The sequence below is a fragment of the Comamonas humi genome, assembly GCF_054782535.1.
Genome location: NZ_BAAGSH010000014.1, coordinates 81,086 through 93,411 on the forward strand (window position 1 = coordinate 81,086; position 12,326 = coordinate 93,411).

At 62.1% G+C, this 12,326-nt stretch carries 8 protein-coding genes and 1 tRNA gene; all 9 read right to left on the reverse strand.

What is annotated here, in order from left to right; translation table 11 throughout:
• Nucleotides 1–67: 67 nt before the first annotated feature.
• Nucleotides 68–4,294 (reverse strand): DNA-directed RNA polymerase subunit beta', encoded by a 4,227-nt coding sequence (gene rpoC / locus ACYVKR_RS15805; protein WP_460481891.1) that lies wholly within the window; start codon nucleotides 4,292–4,294, stop codon nucleotides 68–70.
• 20 nt (nucleotides 4,295–4,314) lie between these two features.
• Nucleotides 4,315–8,427: a DNA-directed RNA polymerase subunit beta gene (rpoB, locus tag ACYVKR_RS15810; RefSeq protein ID WP_460481892.1), complete on the reverse strand. Its 4,113-nt coding sequence runs from the start codon at nucleotides 8,425–8,427 to the stop codon at nucleotides 4,315–4,317.
• Nucleotides 8,428–8,708: 281 nt separating this feature from the next.
• On the reverse strand, nucleotides 8,709–9,083 hold the full coding sequence (gene rplL, locus ACYVKR_RS15815; RefSeq protein ID WP_460481893.1) for a ribosomal protein bL12: 375 nt from the start codon (nucleotides 9,081–9,083) through the stop codon (nucleotides 8,709–8,711).
• Between the two features lie 39 nt (nucleotides 9,084–9,122).
• Entirely contained in the window at nucleotides 9,123–9,632 is a 510-nt protein-coding gene (gene rplJ, locus ACYVKR_RS15820; protein ID WP_460481894.1) for a 50S ribosomal protein L10, read from the reverse strand.
• 234 nt (nucleotides 9,633–9,866) lie between these two features.
• Complete coding sequence (gene rplA / locus ACYVKR_RS15825; RefSeq protein ID WP_460481895.1) at nucleotides 9,867–10,562, reverse strand: 50S ribosomal protein L1; 696 nt, start codon at nucleotides 10,560–10,562, stop codon at nucleotides 9,867–9,869.
• Entirely contained in the window at nucleotides 10,563–10,994 is a 432-nt protein-coding gene (rplK, locus tag ACYVKR_RS15830) for a 50S ribosomal protein L11 (protein ID WP_460481896.1), read from the reverse strand.
• 120 nt (nucleotides 10,995–11,114) lie between these two features.
• Complete coding sequence (nusG, locus tag ACYVKR_RS15835; protein WP_460481897.1) at nucleotides 11,115–11,687, reverse strand: transcription termination/antitermination protein NusG; 573 nt, start codon at nucleotides 11,685–11,687, stop codon at nucleotides 11,115–11,117.
• A gap of 20 nt (nucleotides 11,688–11,707) precedes the next feature.
• Complete coding sequence (gene secE / locus ACYVKR_RS15840) at nucleotides 11,708–12,091, reverse strand: preprotein translocase subunit SecE (protein WP_460481898.1); 384 nt, start codon at nucleotides 12,089–12,091, stop codon at nucleotides 11,708–11,710.
• Nucleotides 12,092–12,172: 81 nt separating this feature from the next.
• Nucleotides 12,173–12,248, reverse strand: a tRNA-Trp gene (locus tag ACYVKR_RS15845).
• Between the last annotated feature and the right edge of the window lie 78 nt (nucleotides 12,249–12,326).

Consider the following 12,326-nt stretch of genomic DNA (forward strand, 5'->3'; position numbering starts at 1 on the left):
GATCGGAAGGGGCGGGATGGATCCGTCAGCGGCGCGGACTAGGCGTCCTGCCGCTGGCGCCTGCGGATCAGTCCGCGGCCGGATCGGCGACGCTGTCGCCAGCGCTGGTCACGGCTTCGGCCTCAGCCAGCTCGGCGGCTTCGGCGTCGGCGATGGCGCGGCGCTCGGCCTCGTCCATCGCATCCTTGACCTTGCGGGCCTGGTGGTAGGCCAGGCCGGTACCGGCAGGGATCAGGCGACCGACGATCACGTTCTCCTTCAGGCCACGCAGCTCGTCGCGCTTGCCCATGATGGCAGCCTCGGTGAGCACGCGGGTCGTTTCCTGGAACGATGCCGCCGACAGGAAGCTGTCGGTGGACAGCGAGGCCTTGGTGATACCCAGCAGCACGTTGGTGAAGGTCGGGGGGATCTTGTCCTCGCCACGCAGCGTGTCGGTGGTGTTCAGGATCTCCGAACGCTCGACCTGCTCGCCGGCGATGTAGTGCGAATCGCCCGGGTTCTCGACCACGACGCGGCGCAGCATCTGGCGAACGATCACCTCGATGTGCTTGTCGTTGATCTTCACGCCCTGCAAGCGGTACACGTCCTGCACTTCATCGACGATGTAGCGCGACAGTTCCTCGATGCCCAGCAGGCGCAGGATGTCCTGCGGATCGGCCGGGCCATCGACGATCAGCTCGCCCTTGTTCACCACCTGGCCTTCGTGCACCAGGATGTTGCGCTCCTTCGAGACCAGCTCTTCCCAGACGCGGCCTTCCAGGTCGGTGATCTGCAGACGCACCTTGCCCTTGGTTTCCTTGCCGTAGGAGATCGTGCCGGTCATCTCGGCCAGCGAGCCCTTGTCCTTGGGCGTACGGGCTTCGAACAGCTCGGCCACGCGCGGCAGACCGCCGGTAATGTCGCGGGTCTTCTGGCCTTCCATCGGGATACGGGCCAGCACTTCGCCGGGGCCCACTTCCTGGCCATCACGCACCTGCAGCAGAGCGCCGACCTGGAAGCCGATCGTCACCGCATGGTCGGTGCCGGGGATCTTGACTTCCTGGCCGTTGGCATCAGCCAGCTTGACCTGCGGACGCACCACCTTGGCAGAGCCGCGGTGCTTGGGGTCGATCACCACCAGCGTGGACAGGCCGGTCACTTCATCGACCTGCTTGGCCACCGTCAGGCCCTCTTCCACGTTCTCGAACTTCACCTGGCCGGCGTATTCGGTAATGATGGGGCGGGTCAGCGGGTCCCAGTTCGCCAGGATGGCGCCGGCCTTGATCTGCTGGTCGGGCTTGACGGTCAGCGTCGCGCCGTAGGGCAGCTTGTGGCGCTCGCGCTCGCGGCCGTACTCGTCCTGGATGATGATTTCGCCGGAACGCGAGATCACCACCAGTTCGCCCTTGTTGTTGGTCACGTAGCGCATGGCGGCGTTGAAGCCGACCACACCGTTGGACTTGGCTTCCACGCTCGAGGCCACGGCGGCGCGCGATGCGGCACCACCGATGTGGAAGGTACGCATGGTCAGCTGCGTGCCGGGTTCGCCGATGGACTGGGCGGCGATCACACCCACGGCTTCGCCGAGGTTGATCAGGCCGCCGCGGCCCAGGTCGCGGCCGTAGCAGGTGGCGCACAGGCCGTAGCGGGTTTCGCAGGTCAGCGCGGTGCGCACCTTCACTTCGTCCACGCCAGCGGCTTCCAGGTCTTCGATCAGTTCTTCGTCGAACAGATCGCCGGCCTGCGCCAGCACGGCGCGGGTTTCGGGGTGCAGCACCTCGTCGGCCGCGGTACGGCCCAGGATACGGTCGCGCAGCGACTCGATCACTTCACCGCCCTCGACCACGGCGCGCATCAGCGTGCCGTTGTGCGTGCCGCAGTCGATCTCGGTGATCACCAGATCCTGGGTCACGTCGACCAGACGGCGGGTCAGGTAACCCGAGTTCGCGGTCTTCAGCGCCGTGTCGGCCAGACCCTTACGGGCGCCGTGCGTGGAGATGAAGTACTGCAACACGTTCAGGCCTTCGCGGAAGTTCGCGGTGATAGGCGTCTCGATGATGGAGCCATCAGGCTTGGCCATCAGACCACGCATACCGGCCAGCTGGCGGATCTGGGCGGCAGAGCCGCGGGCGCCCGAGTCGGCCATCATGTAGATGGCGTTGAAGGACTCCTGCTCCACTTCCTTGCCGTGGCGGTCGATGGTCTTCTCCTTGGCCAGCTGCTGCATCATGACCTTGGAGACTTCGTCACCGGCCTTGCCCCAGATGTCCACGACCTTGTTGTAGCGCTCGCCCGAGGTCACCAGACCCGAGACGTACTGCTGCTCGATCTCCTTCACCTCGGCTTCGGCGCGGCCGATGATCTCGGCCTTCTGCGGCGGCACCAGCATGTCGCCGATGGCGATCGAGATGCCCGAGCGCGTTGCCAGGCCGAAGCCGTTCTGCAGCAGCTTGTCGGCGAACACCACCGTCTCCTTCAGACCGCACTTGCGGAAGGAGATGTTGATGAGCTTGGAGATCTCCTTCTTCTTCAACGTCTTGTTGATGTTCTCGAAGGGCAGGCCCTTGGGCAGGATCTCGGACAGCAGCGAACGGCCCACGGTGGTCTCGACCAGCTTGGTCGCAGGCTCGAACTCGCCGGTGGTCTTGTTCTTGGACCACTCGGTCAGTCGCACGCTGACCTTGGAGGCACGCTCGACCATGCCGGCGTCCAGTGCACGCTGCACTTCGCCGAGGTCGGCGAACACCATGCCTTCGCCCTTGCCGTTGATCTTCTCGCGCGTCGCCTGGTACAGGCCCAGCACCACGTCCTGCGAAGGAACGATGGAAGGCTCGCCCGACGCCGGGAACAGCACGTTGTTGGAGGCCAGCATCAGCGTGCGGGCTTCCATCTGCGCTTCCACGGACAGCGGCACGTGCACAGCCATCTGGTCACCGTCGAAGTCGGCGTTGAAGGCCGCGCAGACCAGCGGGTGCAGTTGCAGGGCCTTGCCTTCGATCAGGATGGGCTCGAAGGCCTGGATGCCCAGGCGGTGCAGCGTGGGCGCACGGTTCAGGAGCACGGGATGCTCGCGGATCACCTCTTCGAGGATGTCCCACACCACAGGCGTGCCGGTTTCGACTTCCTTCTTCGCGGCCTTGATGGTCGTGGCGATGCCGCGCTGCTCGAGCTGCGCGAAGATGAAGGGCTTGAACAGTTCCAGCGCCATCAGCTTGGGCAGGCCGCACTGATGCAGCTTGAGCGTCGGGCCCACGGTAATGACCGAACGGCCCGAGTAGTCGACGCGCTTGCCCAGCAAGTTCTGGCGGAAGCGGCCGCTCTTGCCCTTGATCATGTCGGCCAGCGACTTCAGCGCACGCTTGTTGGCGCCCGTCATGGCCTTGCCACGGCGGCCATTGTCCAGCAGCGAGTCGACGGCTTCCTGCAGCATGCGCTTCTCGTTGCGCGCGATGATTTCCGGAGCCTTCAGCTCCAGCAGGCGGCGCAGACGCGAGTTGCGGTTGATGACGCGGCGGTACAGGTCGTTCAGGTCGGAGGTCGCGAAGCGGCCGCCGTCCAGAGGCACCAGCGGACGCAGGTCCGGAGGCAGCACGGGCAGAACCTGCAGCACCATCCACTCGGGCTTGATGCCGGACTTCTTGAAGGCTTCCAGCACCTTCAGGCGCTTGGCGTTCTTCTTGACCTTGACTTCGGAGCCGGTCAGATCGCCGCGCAGGCGCTCGATCTCGGACTCGATCTCGATGGATTCGAGCAGGTCCTTGATGCCCTCGGCACCCATCTTGGCGACGAACTCGTCACCGTACTCTTCGACGTTCTTGTCGTACTCGTCTTCCGACATGATGCTGAATTTCTTCAGCGGGGTCATGCCAGGATCGACCACCACGTAGGCTTCGAAGTACAGCACGCGCTCGATGTCGCGCAGCGTCATGTCCAGCACCAGGCCCAGGCGCGAAGGCAGGGACTTCAGGAACCAGATGTGGGCGCAGGGCGCAGCCAGGTCGATGTGGCCCATGCGCTCACGGCGCACCTTGGTCTGGGTCACTTCGACGCCGCACTTCTCGCAGATCACGCCGCGGTGCTTGAGGCGCTTGTACTTGCCGCACAGGCACTCGTAGTCCTTGATCGGGCCAAAGATCTTGGCGCAGAACAGGCCATCGCGCTCGGGCTTGAAGGTACGGTAGTTGATGGTCTCGGGCTTCTTCACCTCGCCGAAAGACCACGAACGGATCTTCTCGGGCGAAGCCAGGCCGATCTTGATGGCATCGAAATGCTCATCGGGCGTAAATTGCTTGAACAGGTCGAGTAGCGATTTCATATGACTCTTTCCCTTTCAAATTAAGAACGTTCCAGTTCGATGTCCAGGCCCAGCGAACGGATTTCCTTGACCAGCACGTTGAACGATTCCGGCATGCCGGCCTCGATCGTGTGTTCGCCCTTGACGATGGACTCGTACACCTTGGTACGGCCCTGCACGTCGTCGGACTTCACCGTCAGCATTTCCTGCAGCAGGTAGGCGGCGCCATAGGCCTCCAGCGCCCACATTTCCATCTCACCGAAGCGCTGGCCGCCGAACTGGGCCTTGCCGCCCAGCGGCTGCTGCGTGACCAGCGAGTACGGGCCCGTGGAGCGCGCGTGCATCTTGTCGTCGACCAAGTGGTGCAGCTTCAGGTAATGCATGTAGCCGATGGTCGTCGGACGCTCGAAGCGATCGCCGGTGCGGCCGTCATACAGGTAGGCCTGCGTGCGGCTCTCGGTCAGGCCCTTGCGCTCCTTCAGGTCATCGGGATACGCCAGCTTCAGCATGTCCTTGATTTCCTGCTCGGAGGCGCCGTCGAACACCGGCGACGCGAACGGCACGCCGGTGGTCAGCTCCTTGGCCATGCCCATGATCTCTTCGTCGCCGATCTGCGAGAGCTCTTCCTTGCGGCCGCGCGAGTTGTAGACCTCTTCCAGGAAGGCGCGCACTTCGGCAGCGCGGGCTTCCTTCTGCAGCATGTCGCCGATGCGCTGGCCCAGGCCCTTGCCGGCCCAGCCCAGGTGGACTTCCAGCACCTGTCCGATGTTCATGCGCGAAGGCACGCCCAGCGGGTTCAGCACGATGTCGGCAGTGGTACCGTCAGCCAGGAAAGGCATGTCTTCCACGGGCGTGATCTTGGAGACCACACCCTTGTTGCCGTGGCGGCCGGCCATCTTGTCGCCGGGCTGCAGGCGGCGCTTGACGGCCAGGTAGACCTTGACCATCTTCAGCACGCCGGCGGGCAGCTCATCGCCCTGGGTGAGCTTCTTGCGCTTCTCTTCGAAGGCCAGGTCGAAGTTGTGGCGCTGCTGCTCGATCGAGTTCTTGATCGATTCGAGCTGGGCAGCCACTTCTTCTTCGGCAGGACGGATGTCGAACCAGTGGAACTTCTCCACGCTGTCCAGATACGCCTTGTCGATCTTCGTGCCCTTGGCAAGCTTCTGCGGGCCACCGTTGGCCACGCGGCCGGTCAGCAGCTTGGCGATACGGTCGAAGGCATCGGCCTCGACAATACGCAGCTGGTCGTTCAGGTCCAGGCGGAAGCGCTTGAGTTCATCGTCGATGATCTGCTGGGCGCGCTTGTCGCGCTGGATGCCTTCGCGGGTGAAGACCTGCACGTCGATGACGGTGCCGGACGAACCCTGGTCCACGCGCAGCGAGGTATCCTTCACGTCGGAAGCCTTCTCGCCGAAGATGGCACGCAGCAGCTTCTCTTCAGGCGTCAGCGTGGTCTCGCCCTTGGGCGTGACCTTGCCGACCAGCACGTCGCCGGGCTGCACTTCGGCACCCACGTAGATGATGCCGGATTCGTCCAGACGGTTGAGTTGCTGCTCGGACAGGTTCGGGATGTCGCGGGTGATTTCCTCAGCGCCCAGCTTGGTGTCGCGGGCCATGACCACCAGTTCCTCGATGTGGATCGAGGTGTAGCGGTCTTCGGCCACCACGCGCTCCGAGATCAGGATCGAGTCCTCGAAGTTGTAGCCGTTCCAGGTCATGAACGCGATCAGCATGTTCTGGCCGATGGCGATTTCGCCCAGGTCGGTCGAGGCGCCGTCGGCCACCACGTCACCCTTGGCCAGCTTGTCGCCGCGCTTCACGATCGGACGCTGGTGGATGTTCGTGTTCTGGTTGGAACGCTGGTACTTGATCAGGTTGTAGATGTCCACACCGACTTCACCGGCCACGGCCTCGTCGTCGTTCACGCGGATCACGATACGGGTCGCGTCGACATAGTCGACGATGCCGCCGCGGCGTGCCGTCACCACGGTGCCGGAGTCCACAGCTGCGACGCGCTCGATGCCCGTGCCCACCATGGGCTTCTCGGGACGCAGCACAGGCACGGCCTGGCGCGACATGTTGGCGCCCATCAGTGCGCGGTTCGCGTCGTCGTGCTCGAGGAACGGGATCAGCGACGCCGCCACCGACACGATCTGCGCCGGCGACACGTCCATGTACTGCACGCGGTCGGCGGACACCAGGGTCGATTCGCCAGCCTCACGGGCCGACACTAGGTCGCCGGTCAGGCGGCCTTCGGCATCCAGCTCGGCGTTGGCCTGGGCGATGATGTACTTGCCTTCCTCGATGGCCGACAGGTAGTCGATTTCCATCGTGACCTTGCCATCCACCACGCGGCGGTAGGGCGTCTCGATGAAGCCGTACTCGTTCAGGCGCGCATACAGAGCCAGCGAGTTGATCAGACCGATGTTCGGGCCTTCAGGCGTTTCGATCGGGCAGACGCGGCCGTAGTGGGTCACGTGCACGTCGCGCACCTCGAAGCCGGCGCGCTCGCGGGTCAGACCGCCTGGGCCCAGGGCCGAGACGCGGCGCTTGTGCGTGATTTCGGCCAGTGGGTTGGTCTGGTCCATGAACTGCGACAGCTGCGACGCGCCGAAGAATTCCTTCAGTGCGGCCGAGATCGGCTTGCTGTTGATCAGATCGTGCGGCATCAGCGGCTCTTGCTCGGCCTGGCCCAGACGCTCCTTCACGGCCTTCTCGATACGTGCCAGGCCCGTGCGGTACTGGTTCTCGGCCAGTTCGCCCACGCAACGCACGCGGCGGTTGCCCAGGTGATCGATGTCGTCCACTTCGCCCTTGCCGTTGCGCAGATCCACCAGGATCTTCACGACCTCGAGGATGTCTTCGTTGGACAGCACCATCGGGCCGGTCGCTTCGTTGCGGCCGATCTTGGCGTTGAACTTCATGCGGCCCACGCGCGATAGATCGTAGGTGTCGGCGCTGTAGAACAGGCGCTGGAACAGAGCCTGCACGGCGTCTTCCGTTGGCGGCTCGCCGGGGCGCATCATGCGGTAGATGGCCACGCGCGCAGCGAACTCGTCCACGGTTTCGTCGGTACGCAGCGTTTGCGAGATGTAGGCGCCGTTGTTCAGTTCGTTGGTGTAGATGCAGGGCAGGTCCTGGATGCCGGCGCTGCGCAGCTTCTTCAGCAGCGCCTCGGTCAGCTCCTCGTTGGCCTTGGCCACGATCTCACCGGTGTCCGGATCGACGATGTTCTTGGCCACGACGCGGCCCAGCAGGAAGTCTTCCGGCACGCTGATGAACTTCGTGCCCGATTGCTCCAGCTCGCGGGTGTGGCGCGCGGTGATGCGCTTGTCCTTGGCCACCACGACCTTGCCGGCCTTGTCGGTGATGTCGAAACGTGCCACTTCGCCCTTCAGGCGGTCGCCGACGAACTCCAGCTGGGCACCGCTGTCCATCAGGCGGAAGTTGTCGTTGTCGAAGAAGGTCGCCAGGATTGACTCCGGCGTCATGCCGATGGCCTTCAGCAGGATCGACACCGGCATCTTGCGGCGGCGGTCAACGCGGAAGTACAGCAGGTCCTTCGGATCGAATTCGAAGTCGAGCCAGGAGCCGCGGTAGGGGATGATGCGTGCCGAGAACAGCAGCTTGCCCGAGCTGTGGGTCTTGCCCTTGTCGTGCTCGAAGAACACGCCAGGCGAGCGGTGCAGCTGCGAGACGATCACGCGCTCGGTGCCATTGACGATGAAGGAACCCTTGTCGGTCATCAGGGGCACTTCGCCCATGTAGACTTCCTGCTCCTTCACTTCCTTGACCACCTTGGACTGGGGCGTCGACGACTCACGGTCGTAGATGATCAACTGCACCTTGGCCCGCACGGCCGAGGAGAAGGTGAGGCCCCGGGTCTGGCATTCGCGCACGTCGAACGCCGGCTTGGCCAGGTTGTACTCCACGAACTTCATTTCCACGAAGCCGTTGTGGGAGACGATGGGGAAAGCTGAGTTGAAAGCCGCCTGCAGACCTTCGTCGCTGCGTTTCTTTGGGGGGGTATCTGCCTGCAAGAATGCCGTATAGGCGTCTTTTTGCATTTGCAGCAGGTAGGGCACTGTCAGCACGCTGTCGCGGCTGCCGAAACTTTTGCGGATGCGCTTACGTTCGGTGTAAGAATAGGCCATGAAATCTCCGGGCAAAGACATGGAATCGGGCGTTCGACGACTACCCCTGCACAGGGGTCTGCAGCTTGGCGGTTGGCCACTACCAACCATGGCTGACGGCGATGCATTGCACATCGCCCGAACCAAGGTGTTTTCTAGTGTCGGATGGTAGAAAACACTAAAAAATGGCCGCAGGCAACAACTGCCAGGCCATTTTTTGGTGCTCTCTGCACCGGCGCTTTCTAGAAGCGCCAAAGGCTGGAGCACCCATCGAGCACTCCAGCCTCGGTGACAGGACTCAATTACTTGAGTTCAGCCTTGGCACCAGCTTCAACCAGCTTCTTGACAGCGGCTTCAGCGTCAGCCTTGGCAACGCCTTCCTTCACGTTCTTCGGTGCGCCGTCGACCAGGTCCTTGGCTTCCTTCAGACCCAGGCCGGTGATTTCACGCACGGCCTTGATCACGGCAACCTTGTTGGCACCGGCTTCAGCCAGAACCACGTTGAACTCGGTCTTCTCTTCCGCAGCAGCAGCGGCACCGCCGCCAGCAGCAGCAGGAGCAGCCATAGCGGCAGCGCTCACGCCGAACTTCTCTTCAATGGCCTTCACCAGGTCATTGAGTTCCAGGACCGTCATGCTGTCCAGAGCGGTCAAAAATGCGTCTTTATCGAATGCCATTTTTCAAATTCCTAACAATGTGTTGGTTGACAGCGCGCCTTAGGCGGCAACTGCCTCTGCCCCGCCACCCTTTTGCTCGGCCAGAGCGGCCAGCACGCGGGCGGTACGAGAGATGGGGGATTGCATCAAGCCCAGCAGCTGTGCCAGCAGAACTTCCTTCGAGGGGATGTTGGCCAGTTGCTTCACGCCGTTGACGTCCAGGGCCTTGCCGTCAAATGCACCACCGCGAATGACCAACTTGTCGTTGGTCTTTGCGAAGTCAGCCACCACCTTGGCGGCAGCAATTGCATCTTCCGAGAAGCCGTAGATCAGCGGACCGGTCATCTGGTCTGCCACCACTTCGAATGCGCTGCCAGTTACAGCGCGGCGAGCCAGCGTGTTCTTCAACACGGACAGGTTCACGCCCTGCTTGCGTGCTTCCACGCGCAGCTTCGTCATGTCGGCGACCGTAATGCCGCGGTATTCCGCGAACACAAGCGTTTGAGCTTTAGCGGCGAGGCTGGTCACTTCATTGATGACCGCTTCTTTCTCACTGCGATTCAGACTCAAGGTCTACTCCTTCAAATGCGTACGCGGCACCAGCCTTGTACGCGCTCTTGGTTTGCAGCGACCAACTGTTAGGGAAACCAAATTCCATCATCAGCGGGATCGCCATCTACGTTGGCCAATCTTTAAGCACCCCACCCGAAAGCGGGTGCACCAACGGTCTTGGATGGCCCGCCCCGTTGCCGAAGCGGCCCACCACATGCGCCAGATCGCTCTGGCGGCATGATTTCTTCGCGATTACGCCGCGATGGTCTGGGTGTCCACGCGGACGCCCAGGCCCATGGTCGACGACACCGCCACCTTGCGCAGGTACAGACCCTTGCTCGATGCAGGCTTGGCCTTGTTCAGGGCGTCCACCAGTGCTGCCAGGTTGCCCTGCAGCTTGTCGTTCTCGAACGAGCGGCGACCGATCGTGCTGTGGATGATGCCGGCCTTGTCGACACGGAACTGCACCTGACCAGCCTTGGCGTTCTTCACGGCGGTAGCCACGTCAGGCGTCACGGTGCCAACCTTGGGGTTAGGCATCAGACCACGCGGGCCCAGGATCTGGCCCAGCGTACCCACCACGCGCATGGCGTCGGGGGCAGCGATCACCACGTCGAAGGGCATGTCGCCAGCCTTCACCATGGCAGCCAAGTCGTCCATGCCCACCACGTCAGCGCCGGCAGCCTTGGCCTCATCAGCCTTGGCGCCTTGTGCGAACACGGCCACGCGGGTGGTCTTGCCGGTACCATGGGGCAGCACCACAGCGCCACGCACCACTTGGTCCGACTTCTTGGCATCCACGCCCAGCTGGATCGCCACGTCGATGGACTCATCGAACTTGGCGGTAGCGGCGTCCTTCACCAGGGCCACGGCGTCGGCAAATGCGTACAGCTTGGTGGAGTCCACCTTGCCCTGCAGGGCCTTTTGCTTCTTGGTCAGCTTAGCCATTTACAGCCCCTCCACCGTCACGCCCATCGAGCGGGCCGAGCCAGCCAGCGTACGCACAGCGGCGTCCACGTCAGCGGCGTTCATGTCCTTCAGCTTGGTCTTTGCAATTTCTTCCAGCTGCGCGCGGGTGATCTTGCCCACCTTGGTGGCCAAGGCGTTCGAAGAACCCTTGTCCAGCTTGATGGCCTTCTTGATCAGCACCGTTGCGGGCGGCGTCTTGATCACGAAGGTGAAGCTCTTGTCCGCAAAAGCGGTGATCACCACCGGCAGCGGCAGGCCAGGCTCCACACCTTGGGTCTGCGCATTGAATGCCTTGCAGAACTCCATGATGTTCAGACCGCGCTGACCCAGTGCGGGACCGATCGGCGGCGAGGGATTGGCTTTACCAGCTGGCACTTGCAGCTTGATGAAGCCGACAATTTTCTTTGCCATATTAGCTCCTGACGGGTGATAACGCCCACTGCATCACATGCAACAGGCTCCCCGGGGGGGGGTAAGGACTCTTTGATGCGCCGAGTCCGTAAGCGCTTGTGAGATCAGGCTTTTTCGAGCTTAGGTCTTCTCAACCTGATCAAATTCGAGCTCAACCGGAGTCGAGCGGCCGAATATCATAACAGAAACCCGAAGTCTGTTCTTCTCGTAGTTGACTTCTTCGACGGTTCCGTTGAAATCAGTGAACGGGCCTTCCTTGACACGGATCAGCTCACCCACGATGAATTCAACCTTGTGGCGCGGCTTCTCCGCACCTTCCTGCATCTGGCTGACGATCTTCTGGACTTCCGCCTCGGAGATCGGCACCGGACGATTCTTGGCACCACCGACAAAACCTGTCACTTTGCTGGTGTGCTTGACCAGGTGCCAGGTGTCGTCATCCATCACCATCTCGACGAACACATAGCCAGGGAAGAGACGCCGCTCGGCGGTCTTCTTCTGGCCATTGCGTATCTCGACCACTTCTTCGGTCGGCACCAGGATGCGACCAAACTTGTGCTGCATGTCCGAGCGGTGAATGCGCTCCAGAATGTTACGCTCGACAGCCTTCTCCATACCGGAATAGGCATGCACGATGTACCAGCGCAAATCGGGGTTTGCGGAGCCTGCAGGCAGTTCAGAATTCGAATCCATCGCCGTATCCGTGCTAGGCATCACTTCCTCCAACCCAGAATCAAGTCGTACAACACCCATTCCAGCGTCTTGTCTGTCAGCCACAGAAACAGGGACATGATGACGACAAAAGCAAAAACATAGGCCGTCATCTGCAAGGTCTCTTTGCGGGTGGGCCACACCACCTTCTTGACTTCACGCCAGGAATCCTTGGCGAAGCCAACGAAACGCTTGCCCGGCTCAGAAACCAGGAACGTCACCGCAGCCAACACCAGCCCGACCAGCAAGACCGCCCACTGAACAATCGCACCCTGCTTGCCGAGCAAATAGAAGCCGGCAATAGCAGCAATCACCAGCAAGACAACAGCGGACAGCTTTGCCTTATCTGCACCCGAATTTACGGTTTCAACCTGCGTAACAGCCATAACAATGAGCCTGCAAAATGGGCGCCACCAAGACGCCGAAGCCCGCACTCATTGGGCGGGCTCGTTATCCACTTCAGTAAGTGGCAGGGGCAGTAGGAATCGAACCTACAACCTTCGGTTTTGGAGACCGACGCTCTGCCAATTGAGCTATACCCCTACAAAAACGATCAATTACGCAATGATCTTGGCAACGACGCCAGCGCCCACGGTGCGGCCGCCTTCGCGGATAGCGAAG

Coding starts and splice junctions, on each gene's coding strand:
- rpoC (WP_460481891.1), bottom strand. CDS start 4,294: ATGAAATCGCTACTCGACCTGTTCAAGCAATTTACGCCCGATGAGCAT.
- rpoB (WP_460481892.1), bottom strand. CDS start 8,427: ATGGCCTATTCTTACACCGAACGTAAGCGCATCCGCAAAAGTTTCGGC.
- rplL (WP_460481893.1), bottom strand. CDS start 9,083: ATGGCATTCGATAAAGACGCATTTTTGACCGCTCTGGACAGCATGACG.
- rplA (WP_460481895.1), bottom strand. CDS start 10,562: ATGGCTAAGCTGACCAAGAAGCAAAAGGCCCTGCAGGGCAAGGTGGAC.
- rplK (WP_460481896.1), bottom strand. CDS start 10,994: ATGGCAAAGAAAATTGTCGGCTTCATCAAGCTGCAAGTGCCAGCTGGT.
- nusG (WP_460481897.1), bottom strand. CDS start 11,687: ATGGATTCGAATTCTGAACTGCCTGCAGGCTCCGCAAACCCCGATTTG.
- secE (WP_460481898.1), bottom strand. CDS start 12,091: ATGGCTGTTACGCAGGTTGAAACCGTAAATTCGGGTGCAGATAAGGCA.